Origin of the sequence: Streptomyces sp. NBC_00223, from assembly GCF_036199905.1 — a bacterium.
Classification (GTDB): domain Bacteria; phylum Actinomycetota; class Actinomycetes; order Streptomycetales; family Streptomycetaceae; genus Actinacidiphila.
Genome location: NZ_CP108109.1, coordinates 5,090,365 through 5,116,221, shown reverse-complemented (window position 1 = coordinate 5,116,221; position 25,857 = coordinate 5,090,365). Strand labels below are relative to the sequence as shown.

Here is a 25,857-nt window from a genome sequence, read left to right as displayed (position 1 = left end):
GGCCGGGGGCCCCTTCGGGTGGCGCCGGGTGGCGCCGGGAGGCGCCGCTGTCAGGCGTCCAGGCTGGTGATCTGCGCGGGAACGACAGGACCGTCCAGGTAGTGACCGATCTCGTCGGCCGCCGCCTTGTCGGCCAGCGCGCGGACCGCGCTGTTGAAGCGCTCCATCGAGGTGGGCCGGTCGGGGCCGAGGACGTACTCCTTGAGCGTCCTGCGGTCCTCCGCCATCGGGTCGCTGTCCGGCTTGCGCACCGAGTCCAGGATCCGCGAGAGCCGGGTGCACTCCCGGTCCAGCAGATACGCGCCGCCCGCCGTGGTGAAGGACGCGCGGAACTCCTCGTCGGGCAGGTTGCCCGCGTTGGTGAGCACATACGGCTTGAGGCTGGCCACGAAGTCGGCCACCACGCTGGACACGTCACTGATCAGGATGTCGGCCTGGTTGAAGCACTCGTAGAGCGCGGGCATCCGCTCCACGACCACGTTGTGCCGGATCGCGCCCTGCTGCTCCCAGAAGAGCCGGTGCCACTCCTCGTGGAGGCTCGTCCACTCGTCCCCGCCGGCCCGCTCGGCCGCCTTGGAGGTGCGGAGCAGTTGCGCGTCGTCGAGCCCGCCCGCGGGCTGTCCGGTCAGCTCCTCCAGCCGCGCCGCGATCTCCCGCATCCGGGCCTCGGCGGCGGGGTCGGCCTGGGCGGCGGCGCGGGTGGCGTTGTCGGCGAAGAGCAGGGCCCGGATCTGGGCGTCGGCGGCGGCCGCCTCGGGCGAGCGCCGTCCGGTCAGCGGGTGCGGCTTGTAGATCACCCGCACCGGGTCCTTCTGGGCCAGGAGCGCCTCGATCATCCGTACACCCATCGGGATCACCGAGGTGTGGCAGTCGTCGTCGCTCCAGCCCTCCCAGGTGGGGGCGTAGAGCACGACCGGTATCGGGCCCGGGCGGTGGTCGGCGTGCATGGCGATCGGCGCGAGCTGGGGGCGGCCGACCTCCACGATCGCGGCGTCGTCGATGGCGTGCCGGACGCGCTGGTAGCGGTCACGGCCCGCCCGCCCGGCCACCCAGATCTCGTCGTAGACCTTGCTGAAGCGGTTGCTGCTGGCGAGCTTGTCGCTGTCGCCGTGGCCGATGAACACGTGCCGGGCCTCGGCGACCCGCAGCATGTGCACGTTCTTGCCCGCGTTGCCGGGGTAGAGGACGACCCGGACGCCGGTCAGGTCCAGCTCCGCGAGGTCGGCGGCCTTGGGGACGCAGACCACCGGGATCCAGGTGCGGCTCAGGAAGCGGTACGTGCCCCGCTCGCGCAGGATGATGATCGGCCGCAGATCGAGGCTCTCCAGCGTCTCGATCCACATGTTGACCTGGTACATGAAGTCCTGCGACACGGCGGCGAAGGTGAAGTACAGCGCCACCTGCGGCCGGTAGTCGGCCAGTTGCTCGTTGACCGCGCCGATGACCGTCTCCGGCGACGGGGTACGGGAGGCGCGCAGGACCTGCACCAGCATCAGGGCCACCGCCGCGAGGGAGAGGACCACCGTGACCGCGAGCCCGGTCCAGGCCCACGCCCAGGAGCCGCCGGCCAGGCCGACCAGCAGACCGGCCGTGGCCGCCAGGTCCAGGTGCATGAACTTGTCGCGGTTCCGGCGGGAGAGCACCGGGCGCATCTGCGGCAGCAGCCGCAGCGCGCTCAGGTCCAGATTGCGGGTGATGACCGGCACGGCCCGCCGCCTGCGCACCGAGCGGTGCAGTCCGGCGTAGACCGTGGTGAGCAGGAAGTGCAGGAGGTAGACGGCCAGGGCGCTCGCCACGAGCGCGGTGGGGGCGTCCGAGCGGCCGAAGGCGACGATCACCACGGCCGTGCGGAAGAGGAAGCGCAGGGTCGAGGTGATGCCGAGGCTCTGCAGCCGCCTGGCGAAGCCGACTTCGGTGCGCTTCACCAATTCGTCGGTGAGGTAACTGGCCGCCACAGCGACGATCAGCCCGTCGTCCGTTGGCACCAGCACACAGACCGGCAGCGCCACGAAGGCGGCGGTCATGAGGAAGGCCCACAGAAAACCGCGATTCGACTTGAGCCGCAGAAGGGTGCGAAGTCGGGCGCTCATATGGTCACCCGCCCGGCCGGGGCGTTGACTGCTGTGTCCGGCTCCGTCGCCATGCACGAGGGTTCGCCGGTGGGGACCGCGACCGCGGCCCGTGGGGACAAGTGTCCTGGGAACACGATAACTGCCTGTCAGTGTGCTGCGCGAATGGGCTGGGGGTCTGTGACGGAGGAAACTTCGAGGAGAACGAGAGAACTACGAAGGAATGAGAATAGGTTGAGAATAAGGGATGTCCGCGAGTGAACAGAACGGTGACGGACGGCGGTGATGGTCAGCCCCCGTCCCCCTGCGGAAGCGACGGCTCCGCGCCGCCGGAACCGGTGAGCAGAGTGGAACGCGGCTCCGCCGACGCGGCGACGCGCTCGGCCTCGCGGCCGCGCCCGGCCAGCCGGTTCACGGCGGTGTTGAAGCGGGTCATGGCGTCGGGCTCGTCCGGCCCCAGCAGATGGACGCGCAGCCGGTCCCGGTGGCCGGCCAGCCGGTCGCCGGCCGGGTCGCCGGCCGCGGTGACCGCCTCGGCCAGCGCGGAGCACTGCGGGTCCAGCAGGTAGGCCGCGGCCGCGCTGGGGTAGCGCCGGGTGAACTCGTCCGCCGGCAGGTTCAGGGCGTTGGTCACCGCGTACGGCTTGGCGCTGGCCAGGAAGTCGCTGACCACGCTGGAGATGTCGGTGACCAGCAGATCGGCCTCGTTGAAGCAGTGGTAGAGGTGCGGCGCCTGCCCGGTGATGATCAGATGGCGGCCCGGCGCGGACAGCAGCCCCTCCCCCGCCTCCACCGCGCCCTGGGCCCGCAGCAGCTGCCTGATCCGCTGGTCGGCCTGGGCGTAGCGGCGCACCCGGGCGCCGGTGAGCGGGTGCGGCTTGTACAGGACCCGCACCTGGAGCCGGAGCAGGGTCCGTACGATCCGCTCGCCGCTCGTGGCAAGGGCCGCGTTGTCGTCGTCGGACCAGCCCTCCCAGGTCGGGGCGTAGAGCACGGTGACCGGCTGACCGGGACCCGCCGAGGTGGCGCGGCGGACGGCGGACAGTTGCGGGCGGCCGACCTCGACGATGTCCTGGTCCTGGATCGACGGCAGATCGGCGTAGCGCTCGCGCCCGGCGGGGCCGGCCACCCAGATCTCGTCGTAGACCTTGCTGAAGCGGTTGCTGCTGGCCGCCTTGTCGCTGTCGCCGTGCCCGACGAAGACATGGCGGGCCGAGCCGAGCCGGAGCATATGGGCGTTCTTCGCGGCGTTCGCCGGGTAGAGCACCACCTTGGCCTCGGCCAGGTCGAGCGAGTCGAGGTCGGCGGCGGAGGGTATGCACAGCACGGGCAGGGCGGTGGGCGCGAGCCGGCTGAGGGCTTCGCGGTCGCGCAGCACCACGATGGCCCGCAGGTCGAGACGGGCGACGGTGTCCAGCCACATCTCGACCTGGTAGAGCGAGCGGACCGCGGCGTCGGCGTGGTGGTAGAGCACGACCTCGGGGCGATAGGCCGCGAGCGCGGCGCCGATCTCGCGCAGCAGCACCGCGCGGGTGGGGGCCCGGCGGACCCGCCAGACCTGCGGGAGCATGGTGGCGAGGCCCGCGGTGGCCAGGCCCGCGCCGAAGCCGGCGCCGAGCACCACCGGTTCATGACGGCCCATCAGGGCGCCCACCACGCCGCCGCAGGTGATGATGGTGGAGACCGAGGTGATGCCGCTGAGCCGGGTGCCGGGCAGCCAGCGGGGCCGGCGCGGGGCGTTCGGGGCGGCGGGCAGCGAGATGTTGCGCGCGCCGACCGAGGGCACACCGCGGGCCCGGAAGATCGCCAGGGACCCGGCGTAGACGACATTGAGCAGGTGGACGAGGACGATCGCCACCGCCGCGACCTCGACCGAGAGCAGCGACTGGTCGTGGCGGCCCTCGGCGAGTTCGTTCAGCAGCACCAGCAGCATGCAGTCCCGCAGCAGCGACCGCATCGCGGGGCCGAGGCCGAACCGGCTGAGCAGTCCGACCGGGGTCCTGGCGTACTGCTGCGCGGCCAGGTCGGCCACGCAGTTGCACAGCGCGGCCACCGTGAACTGCCGGGTCGAGCCGCCGAGCGCGGTGGCGAGCATCGCCGGATAGCTGAGCAGCAGCGGCAGGGCCCACAGGGCCTGGAGTCCGCGCTTCCTCAGGACGGTCCGTACCCGTTGTCGGATCCCGCTCACTGGCTGTCTGCCTCCACAAGTGGCGCCGCCGCGGCACCCTGGCCGGGACGGACGGGGTCCTGCCGGCGGACGTCGACGACCCGGCCGGAGAAGGGCGCCAGCAGGACGTCGAGCGAGGTCCTGGCGACCTCGGCGCCGCTGGGCCGGGTGTGCTCGGGCCCGGCGGCGAGCGCCCGTACGTCCATCGGGCCGCTGGGGCGCTCCGGGTTGACGCAGCTGACCCGGACACCGTGCTCCGACCACTCCTGGGCGAGCGCCCGGGTCAGATCGGCCACGGCGGCACTCGCGGCGGAGCGCAGGCTGTCGTCGCCGCGCCCGGCGGTGTGGAACAGCAGGTGGCCCTTGGTCGCGGCGAGGTGGGGGAAGGCGGCCCTGGCTGTGCGCACCGGGGCCAGGTAGGCGGCCCGCAGCGCCTCCTCGACCGCCTCGTCCGCGGCCTCGGCCAGCGGCCCGGTCGGCGGTACGCCCCCGGCGCTGACGACGAAGTCGATCCGGCCGGTGGCCGTGTGCGCCGCGCGCAGCGCCTCGGCGCCGGTACCGCCGGTGAAGACGTCGGCGCCGTGGGCGCGGGCGAGGTCCGCGAGGTCGTCGCCGTCGCCGACGACGACCAGGGTCCGGCCGGCCAGCAGCCGGCGGTACTCGTCCTCGTCCAGCTGCTCCGGGGCCTCGTGCGAGGCGAGCTGGAAGAGCTTGTCGGCGATGAGGATGTCGACGGGCTGGGTGACCTTCATGTTGTGCTCTTCGCCCGCCACGACCTTGATCGGTACGTCCGGCAGGTAGCGCAGCACCACGGAACAGTCGTCGGTGGCGGCGAAGTCCGGGTCGGCGCCCGCCACTTCGTACGCCTTGCGGATGGTCGAGAGCCGGAAGCCCTGCGGGGTCTGCCCGCGGCGCAGCCGGGAGCGGTCCGGGATGTCGGTGATCGCCTCGTCCTCGACCACGACGATGGTGTCCGCGGACGGGATGACCACGTCCACGGCCTCGTGCTCCTGAAGCGTCTTGACGCAGTCGGTGATGATCCGCCGCGAGATCAGCGGGCGCACGGCGTCGTGGAAGAGGACATTGCACTCCTCCGGGCCGATCGCCTCGATGGCGCGCAGGGTCGTCTCGTTGCGGCTGCTGCCGCCCTCCAGCACCCGGGACACCTTGGTCAGCCCGGCCTCGGCGACGATCTTCTCGATCTCCTGTGTGTGCCCCGGCGTCATCAGCACCACGACCTCGTCGATCTCGGGGGCGCCCTCGAACACCGTCAGGGTGTGCTCGATGATCGACTTGCCCGCGATCTTGAGGAGTTGCTTGGGCACGGGAAGTCCGATCCTGCTTCCCACTCCTCCGGCGAGGATGACCGCGACGTTCCGGAGTGCGGCGTTTCGGTCGGACACAGATGTTGCCTTTGTTCAGGACGGCGTCTCAAGGACGCACGAGAGGCGTAGAGGTTAACAGAATTTTGCTTATCATACAGGCCGCATTTACCCATGAGTATCCTGGTCGGTCCCCTTCCGGCCGGGCCGTTGAGCCCCGTTGAGGCCCCACGCGGCGGGCCGGGGAACGACTCGACCCGGCCCCGGCGGGTGCCGGGACCGGGTCGGTCGGATCAGGGACAGCGGGCGTCAGTGGGTGTTGAGGTAGTACCACCCGTCGAGGTAGGTGCAGAAGAAGTTCGGGCCCCACAGATTGATGCCGGCCTGACCGGCGGCGGTGCACTGCTCCTGGGTCTGGTAGATCCCCCTGACGTGGAACTCGCCCGCAGCATTGGCGGTACCGGCGGCGGCCAAGGGGACCAGGGCCGCGACGGCGGTGGCGGCGATCAGTCCGGTGCGCAATCTCACGTGCCAACTCCTCATAGCTGGATGTTTCCTGACGTGTCGTCGGATACCACTGGGAGGCGGTGCGCTTGCGGTCGCATGCTAGCCGCAGCGTCTTTGAAAGGTCCAGACCAATACCCGGGTCGATTCACGGCAGAAGGCCAGGTCGGGACGGGTGGGGCCGCTGATACGGGGGAGGCACCGCGACGGCCGGCGTCGACGGGCGGCGCCGCGCCGTCGTAGGGTCGTCGGAACCGCCGGGCGGCACGGTCGGCGCGGACCCCTTTCCCCTTGCCGCGCAGACTTGCCGCACAGGCGCCTTTCCCCTTGCCCCGCGCAGCCCCCTGGAGACCCGGATGACGAGGACGGCAGGAGCCGGACCGGTGGCGGCGGCCGACCCGCGCGGCGGCGCGCTGCTGCGGCTGCGCAAGGTCAGCCGGAAGTACGGCGAGCGGCAGGCGCTGCACCCGCTGGACCTCAGCCTGGCCGCGGGCCACTGCACCGCGCTCTTCGGGCACAACGGCTCGGGCAAGTCCACCCTGCTGCGGATCGCCAGCGGCCGGGACGCGCCCACCAGCGGCCAGGCGCTCTTCGCGGGCCGTACGGTCTCCGAGGACGACCCGGAGGTACGGGCCCGGGTCGCGGTGGTCGGCGACACCGTGGCCTGCTACCCCGACCTCACCGTCCGCGAGCACCTCGAACTGGTCACCGTGGCCCACGCGGTGGACGACGCCCACGCCTGGATCGACCAGGTGCTCGCCGACCGCCGGCTCGGCGACCACGCGCACGCGCTGCCCGGCTCGCTCTCCTCCGGCCAGCTCCAGTCGCTGCTGCTGGCCGCCGCGCTGGTCCGGCCCCGCGACCTGCTGGTGCTGGACGAACCCGAGCAGCGGCTCGACCCGGACGCCCGGCGGCGGCTGGCGGAACTGCTGGTCGCCGAGAAGGCGGACGGCGTGGCCGTACTGATCGCCACCCACCAGGCCGACCTCGCCGAGGAGGTCGCCGACCGGATGGTCGCCCTGGAGGACGGCCGGGTGATCGCCGAGGGCTCCCCCGCGGCGGTCCTGCGGCAGCTCGGCCTGCGCCCGTGACCGCCGAGGCCGTCCCCGGGACGGATGCCGAGGACACCGAAGCCACCGAGGACGCTGAGGACGCAGTCTGGAGCGAGGAGGACGACGACCGTACGGTCGAGACGCTTGCCTGGCTGCGCGACAAACGCCGCTCCCACCGGCGGCAGCAGGGCCGTGACCTGGCCGTACTGCTCTACTGCCTGGTGCTCGGCGGTCTCGCGTACGGCAGCGGGCTCGCCGTCCACTTTCTGCGCGGGCTGGAGAAGGGCGCGGACTACGGCGGCTTCGGCGCGGACCTCCAGCGCGGGCTGCCCGCGCTGTTCACCGCGCTGACGCTGGCGCTGGCCGTGCTCGCCGCCCGCGACGCGCTGTGGCGCGGGCCGGTGGTGCTGCCCGGCCCGACCGTGGGCTGGCTGCTCGCGCAGCCGGTACGGCGGGCGGCGGTGCTGCGGCCCTGGTTCCGGCTGTCGGCCTGGCTCGCCCTCGTACCGGCCGTGGCGGTGGGGCTCGCGGCGGCCGTCGTGCTGCGGGTGACCGGGCTCGCGCCGATCGGGGCCGCGCTGTTCGCCGTGCTCCCGGCGGCGCTGTGCCTGCCCCTGCTGGCCGTCGCGCTCGGCATGGCCGTGGAGCGGCGGCCCCGGTACGCGAGGACCGTACGGCGGTGGACGGCCCCGGCCGTACTCGCGCTGGGCGGGCTGATCGCGCAGACCGTGCTCGCCGGGGGCGGGCACCGGGCGCGGGCGCTGGAGTGGGTGGAGCTGTGGTCGGGCCCGTGGGGCTGGGCGGCCCAGCCGGTGGTACGGGCGACCGGCGGCCATGTGCCGGGCTGGCCGGCCGCGGTGGCGCTGCTGGTGGCGGCGACGGCCGCCGCCGTGTTCCAGGCCCACCGGGACGCGGGCCGGGTGCCGACCTCGCAGCTGCGGGCCAGGGCGGCGACCGCGACCACGGTCTCGTCGGTGATGTGGTCGATGGAACTGCGCGCGGCGAAGCTGGCGATGGCCGAGGCCGGGGGCGGCGAGCCGGTCAGGGCCCTGCGGCTGCCGCCGCCGCGCGGGAGGTACGGCCGCTATCTGGTGGTCGTCTGGCGGGATCTGCTGACGCTGCTGCGGACGCCGGGACGGCTGGGCCGGGCGTCCGTGTGGGCGGCGTGCGCGGCCACGGTCGCCGGGGCCGGCGCGGACCTCGGCGGGGAGCGGCGGGGGGTGGGCCTGGTGGTCGGCCTGCTGCTCGGGTACTTCGCGGTCGGGACGCTCGCGGAACCGGCCCGGCTGGAGACGGACGACGTACGGCGGGCGGCCTGGTCGCCGTTCCGCTTCAGCACGCTGATGCTTCAGCACGGCGTGGTGCCGGCCGTGCTGGGCGCTGCGCTCGGCCTGGTGGCGGCGGTGCCGTACGCGGTGGCGGGGACGGGGCCGGGGGCGCGGTGGGCGCTGCTGGTGATGCCGGTGTGCGCGTTGCCGTTCACGGCGGCGTCGCTGTTCGGGGCGTGTCGCGGGCCGGCCCGCACGCAGTTGATGTTCATGGGCGGGAGTTCGCCGATGGGTGGGCCGGGGCCGTTGCTCTTCGTCGCGTGGTACGCGGCGGGGCCGCTGGTCGCGGTGACGGGTCTGGGCCTGGTCCTGGCGCCGGGCCTGAACGCGGAGACGGCGGCGCGCGCGGTCCTCATGTCCCTCGCCCTCACGGGCGCCCTCCTCGTCCTGACCTCCCGCTCCGCGACGAAGCTCATACGCCCCCGCTAGGGCCAAGGGGCAGCGCCCCTCCAGGGGCGCGAGGAACTGCGCGAGCAACCCACCACCGGCCCGGTGGGCCGGAACCCACCGCAAGGGGCTGGGCAAGCGGCCCGGCGCAGCCACATCGTGGCTGGTCGCGCAGTTCCTCCCCCAGGCTTCGCCCGGGGGTACCCCCAGCGCCCCTTTGGGGCACAACGCAAGTGCCCCGCGTCGTGGGAAACGACACGGGGCACCCCGTCAACGCAAAGCCAAGCGGCAAGCGCTACTTGTTGATCTTCGTGACCTGACCCGCACCCACGGTGCGACCACCCTCACGGATGGCGAACTTCAGGCCCTCCTCCATGGCGACCGGCTGAATCAGCGAGACCGTCATGGCGGTGTTGTCGCCCGGCATGACCATCTCGGTGCCCTCGGGGAGGGTCACCACGCCGGTCACGTCCGTGGTACGGAAGTAGAACTGCGGGCGGTAGTTGTTGAAGAACGGCGTGTGACGGCCACCCTCGTCCTTCGACAGGATGTACGCCTGGGCCTCGAACTCGGTGTGCGGCGTGACCGTACCCGGCTTGATGATGACCTGGCCGCGCTCGACGTCCTCGCGCTTGATGCCGCGGAGCAGCAGACCGACGTTCTCACCGGCCTGACCCTCGTCGAGCAGCTTGCGGAACATCTCGATACCGGTGACGGTCGTCGAGGTCTTGTCCTGCTTGATGCCGATGATGTCGACGGTCTCGTTGACCTTCAGCACACCGCGCTCGATACGGCCGGTGACGACCGTGCCACGACCGGTGATCGTGAAGACGTCCTCGATCGGCATCAGGAACGGCTTCTCGACGTCACGCGCCGGGGTGGGGATGGCCTCGTCCACGGCCGCCATGAGGCCGAGGAGCTTCTCGCCCCACTCCTTGTCGCCCTCGAGCGCCTTCAGCGCGGAGACACGCACGACCGGCAGGTCGTCGCCCGGGAACTCGTACTCGGAGAGCAGCTCGCGGACCTCGAGCTCGACGAGCTCCAGGATCTCCTCGTCGTCCACCATGTCGGCCTTGTTCAGGGCGACGACGATGTACGGCACGCCGACCTGGCGGGCCAGGAGCACGTGCTCCTTGGTCTGCGGCATCGGGCCGTCGGTCGCGGCGACCACCAGGATCGCGCCGTCCATCTGCGCGGCACCGGTGATCATGTTCTTGATGTAGTCCGCGTGACCGGGGCAGTCGACGTGGGCGTAGTGACGCGACTCGGTCTGGTACTCGACGTGCGCGATGGAGATGGTGATACCGCGCTGGCGCTCCTCAGGAGCCTTGTCGATCTGGTCGAAGGCCGAGGCCTCGTTCAGGTCCGGGTACGCGTCATGCAGCACCTTGGTGATCGCCGCGGTAAGGGTCGTCTTACCGTGGTCGATGTGACCGATGGTGCCGATGTTGACGTGCGGCTTAGTCCGCTCGAACTTCGCCTTCGCCACTGGGGTCCTCCTGGGGAGTGGATCTGTACGCCTTGCTTCATCGGCGCCAGGTGATCTTTGCTGGAATGCGGACTGCCGGGGCAATCCGCCGCGATTGCGGCGGAATGCCCCGAAGCCTGCTGTCAAGCCTACGGGGTGAGCGGCGGAGTGCTACTCGCCCTTGGCCTTCGCGATGATCTCCTCGGCGACGTTCCGCGGAACCTCGGCGTAGGAGTCGAACTGCATGGAGTAGCTGGCCCGGCCCGAGGTCTTGGACCGCAGGTCACCGACGTAGCCGAACATCTCCGACAGCGGAACCAGGCCCTTGACGACCCGGGCACCGCTGCGCTCCTCCATGGCCTGGATCTGGCCACGGCGGGAGTTGAGGTCGCCGATGACGTCGCCCATGTAGTCCTCGGGGGTGGTGACCTCGACGGCCATCATCGGTTCGAGGAGTACGGGGCTCGCCTTGCGGGCGCCCTCCTTGAAGGCCTGCGAACCGGCGATCTTGAACGCCAGCTCGGAGGAGTCGACCTCGTGGTAGCCACCGTCGATCAGGGTGACGCGGACGCCCACCATCTCGTAGCCGGCCAGGATGCCGAACTTCATGGCCTCCTGCGCGCCCGCGTCCACCGACGGGATGTACTCCCTGGGGATACGGCCACCGGTGACCTTGTTGACGAACTCGTAGGTGGCGTCGCCACCTTCGAGCGGCTCGAGCATGATCTGCACCTTGGCGAACTGACCGGTACCACCGGTCTGCTTCTTGTGGGTGTAGTCAACGCGCTCGACCGTCTTGCGAATGGTTTCGCGGTACGCGACCTGAGGCTTGCCGACGTTGGCCTCGACCTTGAACTCGCGCCGCATACGGTCGACCAGCACCTCCAGGTGCAGTTCGCCCATGCCGCCGATGATGGTCTGGCCGGTCTCCTCGTCCGAGTGGACCTGGAAGGAGGGGTCCTCCTCCGAGAGACGCTGGATGGCGACACCCAGCTTCTCCTGGTCGCCCTTGGACTTGGGCTCGATCGCGACCTGGATGACCGGAGCCGGGAAGTCCATGGACTCCAGGATCACCGGGTTCTTGTCGTCGCACAGCGTCTCACCGGTGGTGGTCTGCTTCAGGCCCATGACCGCGATGATGTCGCCCGCGCCCACCGACTCGATCTCCTCACGCTTGTTCGCGTGCATGCGGTAGATCTTGCCGATGCGCTCCTTCTTGCCCTTGACCGAGTTCAGCACTGCCGAACCCGAGTCCAGGCGGCCCGAGTAGACCCGGACGAAGGTGAGCTTGCCCAGGTGCGGGTCGCTCATGATCTTGAACGCCAGGCCGGAGAACGGCTCGTCGTCCGAGGGCCGGCGCGTGATGATCTCGTCGGCGTTGCCGACCGCGTGGCCCTCGATCGCCTCGACGTCCATCGGCGACGGGAGGTAGCGCACGACCGCGTCGAGCAGGGGCTGGACGCCCTTGTTCTTGAACGCGGTGCCGCAGAACACGGGGGTGACGGTGACGGAACCCGCGCCGCCCTTGGAGGCGAGGGTGATCCGGCGGATGGCCGCCATCAGCTGCTCCTGGGTGGGCTCCTGCCCCTCCAGATACAGCTCCATCATCGCGTCGTCGTGCTCCGCGACGGCCTCGAGCAGCTTGCCACGCCACTCGTCGGCCGCCTCGACGTGGGTGTCCGGGATGTCGACGACGTCGTACATCTCGCCCTTGGTCGCCTCGGCGGACCAGACCAGCGCCTTCATACGGACGAGGTCGACCACGCCCTTGAAGTCGCCTTCGGCACCGATCGGCAGCTGCATGACCAGCGGAACCGCACCGAGACGGTCCACGATCATGTCGACGCAGCGGTGGAACTCGGCGCCGGTACGGTCGAGCTTGTTGACGAAGCAGATGCGGGGCACGCCGTAGCGGTCGGCCTGACGCCAGACCGTCTCGGACTGCGGTTCCACACCGGCGACACCGTCGAACACCGTGACGGCACCGTCGAGGACGCGGAGCGAACGCTCCACCTCGACCGTGAAGTCGACGTGGCCCGGGGTGTCGATGATGTTGATGGTGTGGTCGACATCGTCGAGCGGCCAGTGACAGGTCGTCGCGGCGGACGTGATCGTGATACCGCGCTCCTGCTCCTGCTCCATCCAGTCCATGGTGGCTGCGCCGTCGTGGACTTCACCGATCTTGTAGGAGACACCGGTGTAGAACAGAATCCGCTCGGTGGTCGTCGTCTTGCCCGCGTCGATGTGGGCCATGATCCCGATGTTGCGGACCCTGGCCAGGTCAAGCGAAGTGGTGGCCATGTGGCTCAGTCTTCTCTCGGTTTCGATGGGGGTGGTGACTACCAGCGGTAGTGCGCGAAGGCCTTGTTGGACTCGGCCATCTTGTGCGTGTCCTCGCGGCGCTTCACAGAGGCGCCGAGGCCATTGCTGGCGTCGAGGATCTCGTTCATCAGGCGCTCGGTCATGGTCTTCTCACGACGGGCGCGGGAGTAACCGACGAGCCAGCGCAGCGCCAGCGTGTTCTGACGGCCCGGACGGACCTCGACCGGCACCTGGTAGGTCGCGCCGCCGACGCGGCGGGACTTGACCTCAAGGGTCGGCTTGATGTTCTCCAGCGCGCGCTTCAGCGTGATCACCGGGTCGGCGCCGGCCTTCTCACGAAGGCCCTCGAGCGCGCCGTACACGATGCGCTCGGCGGTGGAGCGCTTGCCGTGCAGGAGGATCTTGTTGACGAGAGACGTCACCAGCGGGGAGCCGTAAACCGGGTCGATGATGACCGGGCGCTTCGGGGCGGGGCCCTTACGAGGCATTCTTACTTCTCCTTCTTGGCGCCGTAGCGGCTGCGCGCCTGCTTACGGTTCTTGACGCCCTGCGTGTCGAGGGAACCACGGATGATCTTGTACCGAACACCCGGCAGGTCCTTCACACGACCGCCGCGCACGAGCACGATCGAGTGCTCCTGCAGGTTGTGACCCTCACCCGGGATGTAAGCGGTGACCTCGATGCCGCTGGTGAGACGCACACGCGCCACCTTGCGGAGCGCCGAGTTGGGCTTCTTCGGGGTGGTCGTGTAAACACGCGTGCACACGCCACGACGCTGGGGCGAGCCCTTCAGCGCGGGCGTCTTGTTCTTCTCGACCTTGTCCTGCCGGCCCTTTCGGACCAGCTGCTGGATCGTAGGCACCGTTTCTCCGGTTTCTGTGTGCCGATCTCGATACATCTAACCTGGGGACCGACCCACGCGGTCGGGTGTGTCGCGCACCCCGCACGTATCCGCGGGAACGGAAAGGTGCGTTTGGCGGGTGTCGCGGCCTCGGTGTCCCCGCACGGTCGCATGGCACGCGCAAGAACCCGGGCACACCCCAGGCACAAGGTCAGAGCGTACCTACCGCATCGGTCGCGGTCAAAACAAATGCAGACGGGCTGGACACGCCCGGCGTCTCACCCGCCGGACGAGGCCATGACCGCCGCGATCACACCGATCACCAGCAGCAGCATGCCCGCGCCGACCAGGTACCCGAGCACCAGTCCGGCCGTCGCCAGGCCCTCCCCCTCCTGGCCCGACTCGCGGATCTGCCGCCGGGCCACGTGCCCGAGCACGATCGCCGGGACCGCCGTGACCCCGGTCATGGTGCCGAGCAGTCCGCACACCAGGGAGGCGATCGCGTTGCTGTTGGTGCCGGGCGGCAGCGGGCGGCCGTACGGCGGCGGGTACGGCCGGAAGGTCGGCGGCACCTGGGGCCGGGCAGGCACCGGGTGCGGGATGTCGGCGGTGATCCGGTCCAGCTCGCCGTACGTACGGGCCAGGTAGGCATGGCCGACCCGCTCCTCGTACTCCTCCTGCTTGAGGCGGCCGTCCATGAAGGCGTCCTTGAGGACGTTCACCGCCCGCTCCCGATCCGCGTCCCCGGCCAGCATGTTCCCCATGGTGCCGTACGGCGGGCGCCGTGGCGCGGGGACGCGGCTGCTGTGACAGGGCTGGTACGGAAGGGGGGTGGCGGGGGCGGCGTACGGGGGCACGCGGGGGCGCGGGTCGGGGTACGGGCCGGGGTGCGGGTGCGCGCGGGTCGGGTGTGACGGGTGCGAAGGCCCGGCGTCCGGGCGCGGGGCCTTCGGGGCCTTCGCAACGTACGTACGCCCAGGTGCTCACCGAGCTGCCCGGCGTCCGGGTGCGAGGGGGCTTCGCGCGGGCCGCTCAGTCCGAGACGACCGGGGACGTGCCGCCCGAGGCCGCGCCCTCCGCCCCGGCCGGCAGCCCGTCGGCCTCGCCGGGCAGGAACTGCCCGACCACCTTGACGAACATGTCCCGCCGGTCGGCCGGCACGCCCAGCACCTCGGCCAGCTCCTCCAGGGTCGGGGGACTGTCGACGTCGAGTTCCGCGGCCACGGTCGCCGCGGCGGAACCCGCGGTCGCCACCGGTAGCGGAAGCTCTTCCGCGGTGAGCCGGCCGGAGCGGATGAGCATGTCGCGGACCGGCACGCCGAGTACCCGGGCCAGCCGTCTGGTCGTCTCCAGATCCGGCATGCTCTGCCGTTGCAGCAGCCGGGTCACGGCGGCCCGGTGCACACCGGCCTCGTCCGCGATCCGCGATTTTCCGCCGCCGCGCGGGCTGTCGATGTCGTAGCCACGCCGACGCATCAGGTCCTCGACCCAGCTCGCGAAGGCGTCCAGTTCATGAGTGGTCATGCGCCTGCTCCCTCCCAGGGGCATACAGCTTAGCGCGCTTGCGCGCACGGAATTACGTGCATCCGCGCACGCAACCGGAATCCGCGGCGGGCGCTCAACCCTCCTGTATTAGTTGCGCGCTCGCACGCATCATGCGAGCGTGTGGGGGCTCTCCTCCGTGCTTCATCGATCCGCGGACCTTCCGGAGGCTCCATGCCCCTGCCTTCTCCCTCTTCATCCGCTACGGCTTCCGCTGACGCGGACACGGACGCCGCCGCCCGCGCCGCCCCCGACACCGGGGCCGACGCCCGTTCCCGGGGTCGGGGGGCCGACGACGGCGACGGGCCCCGCGGGGCTTGGCGAACGGCCGCCGCGTGCGTGGGGCTGCCCGCGCAGGCGGTCTTCGCCCGGCGCGCGGCCGACGCGGCACCCGCCCTGCGGGCCTGCGCGGTGTGCACGGTACGGCGGCAGTGCGAGGAGACGGTCGCGCCGGCCGGCTCCTGGTTCGACGGCGTCTGCGCGGGGCGCCTTTGGCGCAACGGCCGGGCCGTGGCCGGGGTTTCCGCGGCTCCCGCGGGTGCGGACGCGGCCGTGGGGCCGGCCCCGGGGTTGGCGTCGAGGCCGGGCCCGACCTCGCCCTCCGCCCGCGCCTCCGCCGTATTCACCGGAAGGAACACCCGTGTCTGACACTCTCGTACGGGACGCAGCGCTGTGGATCGCGCTGCTCGTCCGCCAATTCCCCGAGCTTGGAGAGGAGTTGGCGCCCGGTCGCGGCGCACCCGTCGAACGTCCCGCCGGTCCGCGCGTACCCCCCGACGGCCTGGCGGAACGCCTCCGGCGGGAGCGGGATGACGCGCTGCTGGTCGAACAGCGGCACGGGCTCGCCGTTCCCGGCTGGAGCGCGGCCCCGATACGGCTGCACATCTCCGACACGATCCGCGACATCACCGACGGCGTCGTGGAACTGGAGGAGGCCGTGCACGCCAAGCTCGGCCTCCCGGCGCCGCGCAGGGCAGGCGTTCCCGAACGGCTCCGGCGGCTGGCCGCCCGGCTCGACGCGGTGGCCGCCGATCCCGTACTGGCTCGGCATGTCCGTGACGAGACCCGCCGGATGGCCCGCCGCTGCGGGCGTGAACTGGGCGATACGGAGCAGGTCGTACGGGTCTCCGGGCGGTGCCCCTGGTGCGACTCCGTGTCGTTGCGGGCGTTTCCCGCGCGGCGGGCGGTGCTGTGCGTCAACCCGGCGTGCAGGTGCGGGGATTCGGAGTGCGGGTGCCGGGACGATCCGGCGTATCGGCATGTGTGGGCGGAGGGGGAGTGGGACGCGGTGGCGCTGGGCGCCGGCCGCGCGGCGGAGTTCGCGTCCGCGCTGGACGCGGCCCCGCGGTCCGGGGCGGAGCCCCGGTGAGCGCGGGGGCCGTGACCGGCCCGGCGGTCGGCCGGTGCTGTGACGTCTTGTGCCCGGTGACGGCACCGGGCCCGCAGGAAGGCGAACGCCCATGAACGCGGGGAACCTGATACCCGGCCCGCTGGCCGCGCAGGAGGCCGGGGTGGCTCCGGCGACGATCCGCAAGTGGGTTCAGCTGGGCCACTTGGTTGCCTCCGGCAGGGCGGGGAGGGCTCAGCTCTTCCGCCTGGAAGACGTCTTCGCGGCGGAACGAGCAGCCCGCGGCCGCTAACGCCCTCCCCCCACCCACCCCAGCCCCGCAGCCTCCCCTGCGGGGCTCCCCCATTTCCGCGGCGGCAAGAAGAGGCCGATACGGCCCACCCACACCCCGGACCCCTGCCGGGCCAGGCCCATGCGACGGAAAGAAGGGGCCGCGCGCGGCCCACCCACACCCCAGGCCCCCGCCGGGCCGGCCAGCGCGGTGACGCCGCACACCTCTCCCCCGCCGCGACGGCGGGAAGCCACGCGGCGCGGACCGGCGGTGCCAACACCCCCGCAACCATGACCGGCACCGCCGGATCGCGGCGTCCCGCGTCCCGCCGCTGCGGCGGAAAGGAGGGGGCCAACCGCCCCCTCCAACCCCAACCCCTGCCGACGCAGACCCATGCGCCGCCAAAAAAAGGCCCAGCGCGGCCCACCCGCACCCAAGACCCTGCCGGGCCAGGCCCGTGCGACAACGCCGCACACCTCTCCCCCGCCGCAACGGCGGGAAGCCACACGGCGCGGACCAGCGATGGCGCGGCCCACCCGCGCCCCAGGCCCCCGCCGGGCCAGGCCCATGCGGCGGAAAGAAGGGGCCGTGCGCGGCCCACCCGCACCCAAGACCCTGCCGGGCCAGGCCCGTGCGACAACGCCGCACACCTCTCCCCCGCCGCGACGGCGGGAAGCCACGCGGCGCGGACCGGCGGTGCCAACACCCCCGCAACCACGCCCGGCACCGCCGAACCCCGACATCCCGCGTCCCACCGCCGCGGCGGAAAGGATGGGGCCAACCGCCCCCTCCAACCCCAACGCCTGCCGGCGCAGACCCATGCGGCAGCAAGAAAGGGCCAGCGCGGCCCGCCCGCACCCAAGGCCCCCGCCGGGCCAGGCCCATGCGACAACGCCGCACACCTCTCCCCCGCCGCAACGGCGGGAAGCCGCGCGGCGCAGACCGGCGGTGCCAACACCCCCGCAACCATGACCGGCACTGCCGAACCGCGACGTCCCGCGTCCCGCCGCTGCGGCGGAAAGGAGGGGGCGGCCTCATCGTGGCGGGCGGGTCAAGGCCGCGTGGGTGGGCCGCACGCAGGGGCGCGCGGGCGCCGGGCCGAGGGGGGTGCCGGGCCCGGTGAGGGCCCCGCGGGAGGCGGCGAGTTGCGTGCGCGCACGAAATCGTTCACAGTTGGCGCAGCGGCAGAACTGCGTCCAGACGCGGAACGCCGCCCAACCGGGCGCCCGGCCCCCGTCCGCTCCCTCCCAGCCCGCGGCGGCCGGCCGCCCGGCACCCCACCTGTCCCTCCAGCCATGAGGTGCAACTGTCATGACCACTCCCCCGAGTGCCTTTCCTGACGTCGAGGCGTTGGTCGTCGACATCCTCGAAGCCGACGCCGCCCTGTCCACGGCCATGGTCCGCGTCGACGCGCCCGCCGGTTTCGACGGGACGCAGAGCGCCGTACTGGTCAACCGCCGCGGCGGCGCCTGGATCGGCGACCTGCACGTGGACCAGCCGATGATCGAGCTGGAGGTCTACGGGCCCGACAAGGCCACCGCCTTCACCCTGGCCAACGCCGCCCGGCGTGCCCTGCTCGCCGCGATCGGCAACACGTACGGCGGCAACACGCTCAGCGACGTCGTCGAGGAGGACGGCCCTCGCTGGCTGCCCGACTATCTCTACCGCGGGGCCAACCGCTACGTCGGCGTCATCAAGGTCTCGCTGACCGTCTTCTGACGGACAGCCACCCACCGACAGCACACACCCCCGCGCCCCACCCCCACAGACAAGGCCCCGCCACCCCTTGGGTTCATGGGGTCGTCGCAACACCGCCTGGTTTCAGGTGGTGAGTAGATCACGTAGGCGCTCGGCTGGGGTATCCCAGTCGAGTGTCTTGCGTGGGCGGCCGTTGAGTTCCTGGGCGACGTGTTCGAGGTCTTCGGGGCTGTGGATGCTGAGGTCGGTTCCCTTCGGGAAGTACTGGCGGAGCAGGCCGTTGGTGTTTTCGTTGGAGCCGCGTTGCCAGGGTGAGGCGGGGTCGCAGAAGTAGACGGGCATGCCTGTGGCCATGGTGAACTGCTGGTGGCGTGCCATCTCGCTGCCCTGGTCCCAGGTGAGGGAGCCGCGCAGGTGGGCGGGCAGGGTCTGGATCGTGGCGACGAGGCCGTCGCGGACGGTTTCGGCGTCGTGGGCTGCGCCGGGCAGGTGGACCAGCATGGTGTAGCGGGTGGTCCGCTCGACCAGGGTGGCGATCGCGGAGCGCCCGCCCGCGCCGATGATCAGATCGCCTTCCCAGTGGCCGGGCACCGCCCGGTCCTCGATATCGGCGGGGCGGTCGCTGATCATCACCATCGGGTCGGTGAACCGTGGTGTGCGCCGCTGCGGGTCGCGGCGTGGTTTGCGGCGGGTCCGGCCGGAACGGACGGCGGCCTGCACTTCCCGCCTCAGGCCGCCACGGGCCTGGAAGTACAGTGCCTGGTAGATCGTTTCCACGCTCACCCGCATGCTCCGGTCGTCGGGATGCTCCTTGAACAGAGCGTGGCAGATCTGCTCCGGTGACCACCGCCTGCGCAGTCCGTCCTGGACGAAGCGGCGCAGCCGTCCCTCGCGCAGTAGTTTGCGGTCCTTGGGCCGGGGCCTGCGCGCGGCAGCGGCGCGGTGGGCGGCGTAGGGCTGGTAGCCCCCGGTGCCGGAGTTCGTGTCGATCTCCCGCTTGACCGTGCTCGCCGGCCGCCCCAGGGCACGCCCGATCGCCCGCAGCGACCAGCCCAGCGCACGCAGATCGCGGATCTGTTCGCGCTCGGCCAGTGTCAGAAATCGCGGATGCAGTTGCTTTTCCAGGGCTGGCAGGCCCACCGGTACTGTGGTCACACCGCCCATCGTGACGGTCCCGGTGGTGTAGTCGACACGGCGGCCGTCGGCATAGGTGCGTGTGGTGCCGCTCTTCTTGACGCCCCAGTCCCAGTCCTTGGCCGTGCGCTCGTTCACACCGACCTGCCGGGCCGCCACCCGGCGTGCGACACCGGCGGCCCGAAGCCGCTCGTACTCATCCCGCCCGGGATGCCGCCGCGGCAGGCGCACCGAGCCCTGTCCGGCCTTCCGGGCCCAGCCGAAAGCAGTGTTCCGGTTCACCCCCAGCTCACGGGCCACCACCGTCACGTTCCCCACAGCATCCAGCCGCGCAAGGAAACGCTCCCGCAACCCCACACGATCCCCACGCTCAACGCCCACAGTCCCCGCAACTCCCACAGATCGCAGGTGTTGCGAGGACCGTTAGAACCCAAGCCCCGGCGGGGCCTTCGCCGTTCCGGGCACCTGGCCGGAACGGCAACCGCACCCACCCACACCCACAGGAGAACCACCATGGCAGGCAACAGCTCGTCCGAGATCCGTATCGCCGGCAGCGGCCGCATCCTCGTCGCCGAGGCCGGGTCGTCCGCGCCCACCGACTTCTCCACCGACTGGGACAGCACGATCTGGACCGACCTCGGCTTCACCTCCTCCGACGGCGTGACCTTCAGCAAGAAGGACAAGCTGGACCCGGTCGACACCTGGCAGGCCGTCAGCCCGGTGCGCTTCATCTACTCCGACCGGGACCTGTCGCTGAAGTTCGCGCTGCTCCAGTTCAACGAGGACACGTTCCCGCTCTTCATGGGCGGCGGCGACGTCACCCCCGTGGACGTCACCACCAACCCCGGCGTCTACACCTACTCGTTGGGCGACGGCCCGCAGAAGGACGAGCGGGCGCTCGGCCTGGAGTTCAACGACGGTACGGACGTCACGTACCGCTTCGTCATCCCGCGCGGCCAGGTCACCGCGAGCGACGACATCAAGCTGGCCCGCAAGGCCGCGGCCCAGCTCGGCATCACCTTCACCGCGCTGTCCAACGGGACCGACCCGCTGGCCACCTTCGTGATGAAGGACTCGGTGTACGCCTCCTGATCCGCGGGCGCACCCACGGGACGGCGGGCGACCCCCGCCGTCCCGTCCCCTTTCCGCAATACGCCCGTACGCCCGCACGCCGACGCCGGCCGCAAAGCCCACGCACGGCCGCGCGGCCCCGCCGGCGCCCGAGGCGCACAGCACCGAACACGCGCCCAACCCCCATGGGAAGCAGCGCACTTCACCCCGTTCCCCCGTCATTCCCGAGAGGAAGCCATGTCCGGTTTCAACGTCAACGCCGCCCGCGCCCAGCGCCAGGAGGCCCTGGGCCGCGCCTGGACCTTCGAGTTGGACGACGAGTCCTTCGAGCTCCCCACCGAGCTGCCCCGCGCCACCGCCAGGGCGCTGCGCGCGCTCGACGACAACGACGTGGACGGGCTGCTGCGACTCCTCCTGGGCGAGGGGCAGTTCACCCGCTTCGAGCAGCACGACCTCACCATGCAGGACATCGCGGCGATCCTGGACGCGTACGGCAAGGAGACCGGGCTCGGCCTGGGGGAAGACTGAGCCTCGACGAGTTCACGGAAGAACACGCCGAGGCCCTCGAAGCCGACCTGCTCCGCTATTACGGCGTGGACCTGCTCGACCGGTACCGCGGCCGGCTCTCAAGCCGCCGGCTCGCGGTGCTGGTCAAGCATCTGCCGAGGGACAGCGCCGTCAACCACGACCTGCACGGCGAGTCCGCCGAGTGGTCCGTCAGCGACTATCTGCTGGCCGCCGCGGTGGACCATCTCGCGTCGGCCAACTGGATGTTCGCCATGGTGAACAGCGGTGACGACGCCGACCCGCCGGACCCGCCCGTGCCCGTACCCCGCCCCGGCGACGAGCCGGAGGGTACGGACAGTACGGGGCAGGCCGCGGCCGGTACGGCGTCCGGCGGCGGCGGGTCGGGCACGGCGGAGGCGCCGTCCTCGTCCGAACTGGTCCGCTTCTTCAGCTGACCCCGCCGCCCTCAAGGCACACCCCCAACCGCGCACGTCCCAACGCCCGCCCCGGAAGCCCCCGTTCACTCCCCCGCGTCGTCCGTCGCGTCCCCGGCGATCCGCGGCCGGCGGCGCTCGGACGGCGGCAGCCGGGGAATCGTCGGCGACTTCGACCGGCGGTTCTTCGGCGAGAGCCGCGGCCGGGGCACAGGCGTACCGGAGCCGGAGCCGGAACCCGTACGCACCCCCGTACGCCGCTGCGTCCCCTCCGCCGGGGCCGTGCCGCGCGGGCCGTCCCCCACAGCCGGCCCGTGCTGCTCCTCCTCGGCGGCCGGCTCGCCCGTCCCCGCGGGGCCCCCGCGCCCCGCGGGGAAGGCGATGACCTCGCCCGGCCCCTCCATCACCCGCAGCGGCCGCCACCGGCCGAGCCATCCCTCCCAGCGGGCCGCGGCGATCCTCGGCCGGTACTCCTCGGCCGCGTCCTGCCACCCGGCGGCGTACGTGGCCAACTTCGCCCGCTCGTACTCCTCCTGGGACATGACCACGACGTTCTCCGGTCCGAGACGTTCCAGCAGCCGTCCCAACCGGGCCATCAGCCGGGGCAGTCCGCCGCCGGCCGGTGGTTCACCCCCGGTGTGCTCCTGCGGTACGGCCCCGCCGTCCGGCTGTTCGACGCGCCCCCCAGCGCCTTCATGGCTCTCATCCCCACCCACCGAATTCTCCCTGGCCCCGGTCGTCCCCAGCCACCAGTACACCTCACGGCTACCAACCTCCGGCCGGAGGTTCACTCTCCATTCGGTGACCGCCCGGCCGCCGCCGGCTGCCGCTGACTGGAATGTCCCTTCGAATAGGGACTTGACCTGCACGTTCACCGGTAGGCAAACCGCCCAAGCATACCGCCCGGCGCTGAGCGTCCTCCGGGGCCCAGCCCACCGCCGGCCGACCGGCGGCGCCTCCGCGCACCGCGCGTCGCACCGTCCCCGCGCGCATCCCGCTCTTCACGGACCCGCCGCGCACCCCGTCAGGGGCGCCGCGGCCGATCCGTCAAGGTCATAGGAGGCACCACATGACCGCTGCACCCCCTGAACAGGTCGTGACCGACTTCCGAGCCGGGGTGGCGACCACCACCGCGCAGCTCCAGGACTCGCTGGGCAAGGTGGAGAAGTCCATCACCGATGTGGGCAAGGCCGTCACATCCGTGACCAAGGCCGTCGGCGGCCTCGACCGCGCCATCGCCCACCTGGCGGCCTCTACGGGCGCCCTGGCCAGGTCGGTCGCCGCCATCGCCGCGTCGCTCGCGGCGAACATCGAGAAGCCGCTCGCGACGATCGGCAAGGCTGTCACCGCCCAGTTGGGCAAGATCGCGGCCGATGTCGGCCGGGCGATCACGGCCGAGGTGAACAAGACCCTGACGAACGTCGGGAAGTCCGTTCAGCGGCTGGGCGCCTCCCTCGGCAGCGCCGTCACCAAACCCATCGCGACCATCACCCGGGCCATCGCCGAGGCGGGCCGGTCCATCGGACTGGTGGCCAAGTCGCTCGCCACCGACATCGCCGGCTCCCTCGGCAAGATCGGCCGGTCCATCGAGGGCCTCGGCAGCTCCGTCGGCAACGCCATCGCCAAACCGATCACCACTGTCGCCAGGGCCATCGGCAGCGTCGGTGACGCCATCGAGAAGATCGCCACGTCGATCAAGGACGTGGTCGACTCCATCACCGGAGTCGGCGACGCCATCGCCGGCATCGGCCAGGCCATCCGCGACGTGGGCACAGCCGTCAGCGGGCTGGCCAAGTCGATCAGGAGCGTCGGCACCTCCATCAGCGGCGCGGGCAAGTCCGTCGGCGGGCTGAGCAAGGCCCTGACCGGCCTGGGCAAGTCGCTGGTGCAACTGGGCCGGGACGTGGTGACGTTCGCCAAGTCGCTGAAGGAGGCGGTCACCCAGCTGAAAGACCTCGGCACCCGGGCCGACGCGGCCGCGAAGGCCGCGAAGGGCATCGGGGACAACGCCGGGAAGGCGGACGGCGAGCTCAAGAAGCTCAAGACCGCCGCCCAGGGCTCGGCCGGCGACCTGAAATCGATGAAGACCGCGGCGGACGAGGCGGAGAAGTCGATGACCAAGGCCGGGAAAACCGGCCAGACCGGCGGAAAGAGCCTCGGTGGGTTCGAGACCGGGGCCAAGCAGGCCGGCAAGGGAATGGACGGCCTCAACAAGTCGATGAAGGGCAATCTGCTCGGCCTGCTGATGCAGCTGCTCGCGCCGCTCATTCAGAAGGTCGTCGACATGGCCATGCAGTCCCAGACCATGCAGAAGGTCATGCAGAAGGCCTTCAGCGTGATCCAGTCGGTGATCAGCACCGTCATGAAGGTCGTCGGCCCGATCATGCAGAAGGCCGCGGCCTTGATCAAGCAGGTCTGGAACGGCATCAAGACCGCGATCACCGCGGTGGTGAAGGCCGTGGCCACGATCGTGAAGACCTACTTCGACCTGTGGAAGGCCGTGATCACCACGGCGCTCAAGGCGATCAAGACCATCGTCTCCAGCGTCTGGAACGGCATCAAGGCCGTCATCACCCCGGTGGTCAACTGGATCAAGTCGGCGATCCCCGGCGCCTTCACCACCGTCAAGAACAAGCTGTCCAGCATCTGGGGCGGCCTCAAGGACATCGCCAAGCACGCCTTCGACTCGGTCAAAAGCGCGGTCAAGACCCCGATCAATGCCGTGATCGACCTGATCAACGAGGCGATCGGCCGGCTCAACGGCATCCACGTCTCGATCCCCGGCTGGGTGCCGATGGTCGGCGGCAAGACCTTCGGCGTCAACCTGCCGACGATCCCCCGGCTGGCCGACGGCGGTCTGGTGATGCCCCGCTCCGGCGGTGTGCCCGCGATCCTGGCGGAGGCGGGCGAGGCCGAGGCCGTACTGCCGCTGAGCAAGCTCAACCGACTGCTGAACCGTACGGCCGCGCAGGGCGGGCTCATCGACGGCGGCGCGGGGGCCGGGTTCCACATCGAGAACTACTACGCGGCCTCGTCCCGTGACCCGCAGGACACCGCCGACGCCCTGATGTTCCTGGCCAAGGCGCGCGGATGAGTGCGGCCATGGCGGGCGCCGGTCTCAACGGCTTCAACGGCGTGCTGGACAGTCTGGTCGGCACGCTGGACCAGGCCGCGTCCGCCCTCGGGAAGGCGGCCGGCGGGATCAGGCAGGCCGCGGACGCCGTCGGCCGTATCCGCGGCTCGGCGGAGGCGGGCGGCAGCGCGCTCAAACAGGTCAAGTCCAACGCCGAGGCCGGAGCCCGCAGTCTGACGAAGACCGGGCAGGGCGCGTCCGGCGGCGTGACCGGCGTCAAGTCCTTCGGCAGCCGGGCCAAGAGCGTCAAGGGCGTGCTCGGAAGCCTCAAGTCCGGCCTGGGCGGGGTGCTTTCGCTGCTCGACGGGCTGGCATCGGTGAGCCCGCCGCTGGCCCGGCTGCTGGACACCTTCGGCAAGGTGGCGGCCGTCGTGTCCGGCGTCATGACGGCGATCAACCTGCTGACGAAGGCCACCCCGCTCGGATTCGTCACCGGGCTGCTCGTCCCGCTGGCCGCCCAGCTGATCGACCTCGCGGTCAACTCCGAGGCCGGGCAGCGGATCATCGAGCAGGTCTTCGCCCAGGTCGAGCAGTTCCTCCAGGGCCTGCTCCCTGTCATCGCCCCCGTCCTGGAGGTGATGGCCACGGTCGTCGCCGTCTACTTCACCGGCTACCTCACCATCATCGTCGGTGTGCTGACCGTGGTCAGCGCGCTGCTCACCAAGGGCTTCCCGGCGGTACGGACGGCCGCCACCTCCGCAGTGAAGGCGCTGCACGGGATCGTCTCCTCGGCGTGGGACGGGCTCAAGAAGGGCGTCAAGCCGGTCCTGACCTTCCTCACCGGCGATCTGCCCAAGGCGTTCCAGCGGGTCGAGGACGCGATGACCCGGACCCTGAACGGCATCGGCGAGTTCATCACCACCGGCGTCCAGACGGTCGTCAACGTCATGAAGGCGCCGCTCAACGGCCTGATCGGCTTCGCCAACTGGGTCATCGACGGCCTCAACTCGATCGGGTTCTCCATCCTCGGCAAGAAGTTCGGCGTCCATCTGACCAAGATCCCGCTGCTCGCCGAGGGCGGCGTCGTGCTGCCCGCCGGCGCCCGCGGGGCCGCCCGGGTGCTGCCGCTCAGCGATCTCGACCGGCTGCGGCGGCTGTCGGGCACCCGGCGGTCCAAGGCCGCCGACAGCCGGTACCGGCTCGGCGACTTCCACGAGTCCCCGACCGCCGGCGCCCGCGGCACCGCGGAGGACCTGCTCTTCCTGGCCGCCGCCCGCGCCTGAGCGGCACCGCAGCGCGCGAAGCCCTCGCAGCCCCGC

Annotated in this window: 22 protein-coding genes; 10 read left to right on the top strand and 12 right to left on the bottom strand. The window is 71.4% G+C overall.

Annotated elements, in window-relative coordinates; translation table 11 throughout:
• Positions 1 to 50: 50 nt before the first annotated feature.
• The 4 genes from OHA30_RS21705 to OHA30_RS21690 all read right to left on the bottom strand — a co-directional run bounded on the left by OHA30_RS21705 (position 51) and on the right by OHA30_RS21690 (position 6,086).
• Positions 51 to 2,090, bottom strand: a complete 2,040-nt coding sequence (locus OHA30_RS21705) for a hypothetical protein (RefSeq protein WP_328915524.1) — start codon at positions 2,088 to 2,090, stop codon at positions 51 to 53.
• Positions 2,091 to 2,358: 268 nt separating this feature from the next.
• Positions 2,359 to 4,257 (bottom strand): CDP-glycerol glycerophosphotransferase family protein, encoded by a 1,899-nt coding sequence (locus OHA30_RS21700; RefSeq protein WP_328915523.1) that lies wholly within the window; start codon positions 4,255 to 4,257, stop codon positions 2,359 to 2,361.
• On the bottom strand, positions 4,254 to 5,639 hold the full coding sequence (locus OHA30_RS21695; RefSeq protein ID WP_328915522.1) for a bifunctional cytidylyltransferase/SDR family oxidoreductase: 1,386 nt from the start codon (positions 5,637 to 5,639) through the stop codon (positions 4,254 to 4,256). The genes OHA30_RS21700 and OHA30_RS21695 overlap by 4 nt, the downstream gene beginning before the upstream one ends.
• 228 nt (positions 5,640 to 5,867) lie before the next feature.
• Positions 5,868 to 6,086 (bottom strand): hypothetical protein, encoded by a 219-nt coding sequence (locus OHA30_RS21690; RefSeq protein ID WP_328915521.1) that lies wholly within the window; start codon positions 6,084 to 6,086, stop codon positions 5,868 to 5,870.
• A 332-nt stretch (positions 6,087 to 6,418) separates the two neighbouring features.
• Here OHA30_RS21690 and OHA30_RS21685 point away from each other — a divergent pair, with 332 nt between their 5' ends.
• Complete coding sequence (locus tag OHA30_RS21685) at positions 6,419 to 7,153, top strand: ABC transporter ATP-binding protein (protein ID WP_328915520.1); 735 nt, start codon at positions 6,419 to 6,421, stop codon at positions 7,151 to 7,153.
• The gene (locus OHA30_RS21680) at positions 7,150 to 8,871 is read left to right on the top strand and encodes a hypothetical protein (protein WP_328915519.1); all 1,722 of its coding nucleotides are present in this window, start codon (positions 7,150 to 7,152) and stop codon (positions 8,869 to 8,871) included. Before OHA30_RS21685 ends, OHA30_RS21680 begins: the two co-directional genes overlap by 4 nt.
• Positions 8,872 to 9,124: 253 nt before the next feature.
• Here the strand turns inward: OHA30_RS21680 and tuf are convergent, their stop codons facing one another.
• The 6 genes from tuf to OHA30_RS21650 all read right to left on the bottom strand — a co-directional run bounded on the left by tuf (position 9,125) and on the right by OHA30_RS21650 (position 14,984).
• A complete protein-coding gene (tuf, locus tag OHA30_RS21675) occupies positions 9,125 to 10,318 on the bottom strand; it encodes an elongation factor Tu (protein ID WP_328915518.1) in 1,194 nt (397 codons plus the stop codon).
• A 150-nt stretch (positions 10,319 to 10,468) separates the two neighbouring features.
• A complete protein-coding gene (fusA, locus tag OHA30_RS21670) occupies positions 10,469 to 12,598 on the bottom strand; it encodes an elongation factor G (RefSeq protein ID WP_328915517.1) in 2,130 nt (709 codons plus the stop codon).
• Between the two features lie 38 nt (positions 12,599 to 12,636).
• Positions 12,637 to 13,107, bottom strand: coding sequence for a 30S ribosomal protein S7 (gene rpsG / locus OHA30_RS21665; protein ID WP_033177779.1), 471 nt, complete (start codon positions 13,105 to 13,107; stop codon positions 12,637 to 12,639).
• Positions 13,108 to 13,109: 2 nt separating this feature from the next.
• A complete protein-coding gene (gene rpsL, locus OHA30_RS21660; protein WP_014144289.1) occupies positions 13,110 to 13,481 on the bottom strand; it encodes a 30S ribosomal protein S12 in 372 nt (123 codons plus the stop codon).
• Positions 13,482 to 13,738: 257 nt separating this feature from the next.
• Positions 13,739 to 14,215 carry a DUF1707 and DUF4190 domain-containing protein gene (locus tag OHA30_RS21655; RefSeq protein WP_328915516.1) on the bottom strand — a complete coding sequence of 159 codons (477 nt, stop codon included), beginning with the start codon at positions 14,213 to 14,215 and terminating at the stop codon, positions 13,739 to 13,741.
• A 277-nt stretch (positions 14,216 to 14,492) separates the two neighbouring features.
• Positions 14,493 to 14,984 (bottom strand): helix-turn-helix domain-containing protein, encoded by a 492-nt coding sequence (locus tag OHA30_RS21650; protein WP_328915515.1) that lies wholly within the window; start codon positions 14,982 to 14,984, stop codon positions 14,493 to 14,495.
• Positions 14,985 to 15,642: 658 nt separating this feature from the next.
• Between OHA30_RS21650 and OHA30_RS21645 the strand changes: the two genes are divergently transcribed.
• From OHA30_RS21645 to OHA30_RS21635, 3 genes are all read left to right on the top strand, one after another.
• A complete protein-coding gene (locus OHA30_RS21645; RefSeq protein WP_328915514.1) occupies positions 15,643 to 16,371 on the top strand; it encodes a hypothetical protein in 729 nt (242 codons plus the stop codon).
• 91 nt (positions 16,372 to 16,462) lie between these two features.
• On the top strand, positions 16,463 to 16,642 hold the full coding sequence (locus OHA30_RS21640) for a hypothetical protein (protein ID WP_328915513.1): 180 nt from the start codon (positions 16,463 to 16,465) through the stop codon (positions 16,640 to 16,642).
• Positions 16,643 to 17,932: 1,290 nt separating this feature from the next.
• Complete coding sequence (locus OHA30_RS21635) at positions 17,933 to 18,340, top strand: hypothetical protein (RefSeq protein ID WP_328915512.1); 408 nt, start codon at positions 17,933 to 17,935, stop codon at positions 18,338 to 18,340.
• Positions 18,341 to 18,442: 102 nt separating this feature from the next.
• On the opposite strand, the gene OHA30_RS21630 is transcribed toward OHA30_RS21635, so the two are convergent.
• Complete coding sequence (locus OHA30_RS21630; RefSeq protein ID WP_443045123.1) at positions 18,443 to 19,678, bottom strand: IS30 family transposase; 1,236 nt, start codon at positions 19,676 to 19,678, stop codon at positions 18,443 to 18,445.
• A gap of 288 nt (positions 19,679 to 19,966) precedes the next feature.
• Here OHA30_RS21630 and OHA30_RS21625 point away from each other — a divergent pair, with 288 nt between their 5' ends.
• From OHA30_RS21625 to OHA30_RS21615, 3 genes are all read left to right on the top strand, one after another.
• The gene (locus tag OHA30_RS21625; protein ID WP_328915511.1) at positions 19,967 to 20,545 is read left to right on the top strand and encodes a phage tail tube protein; all 579 of its coding nucleotides are present in this window, start codon (positions 19,967 to 19,969) and stop codon (positions 20,543 to 20,545) included.
• 216 nt (positions 20,546 to 20,761) lie between these two features.
• Positions 20,762 to 21,052, top strand: a complete 291-nt coding sequence (locus tag OHA30_RS21620) for a hypothetical protein (RefSeq protein WP_328915510.1) — start codon at positions 20,762 to 20,764, stop codon at positions 21,050 to 21,052.
• Between the two features lie 65 nt (positions 21,053 to 21,117).
• Entirely contained in the window at positions 21,118 to 21,486 is a 369-nt protein-coding gene (locus tag OHA30_RS21615; protein WP_328915509.1) for a hypothetical protein, read from the top strand.
• Positions 21,487 to 21,551: 65 nt separating this feature from the next.
• Here OHA30_RS21615 and OHA30_RS21610 read toward each other — a convergent pair whose 3' ends face one another.
• Positions 21,552 to 22,181, bottom strand: coding sequence for a hypothetical protein (locus OHA30_RS21610; RefSeq protein WP_328915508.1), 630 nt, complete (start codon positions 22,179 to 22,181; stop codon positions 21,552 to 21,554).
• A gap of 1,190 nt (positions 22,182 to 23,371) precedes the next feature.
• On the opposite strand from OHA30_RS21610, the gene OHA30_RS21605 reads away from it, so the two are divergent.
• Together OHA30_RS21605 and OHA30_RS21600 are read left to right on the top strand one after the other, a co-directional pair.
• Positions 23,372 to 24,559, top strand: a complete 1,188-nt coding sequence (locus OHA30_RS21605) for a phage tail protein (RefSeq protein ID WP_328917940.1) — start codon at positions 23,372 to 23,374, stop codon at positions 24,557 to 24,559.
• A complete protein-coding gene (locus OHA30_RS21600; RefSeq protein ID WP_328915507.1) occupies positions 24,556 to 25,821 on the top strand; it encodes a phage tail protein in 1,266 nt (421 codons plus the stop codon). The genes OHA30_RS21605 and OHA30_RS21600 overlap by 4 nt, the downstream gene beginning before the upstream one ends.
• The last annotated feature ends 36 nt before the right edge of the window (positions 25,822 to 25,857 follow it).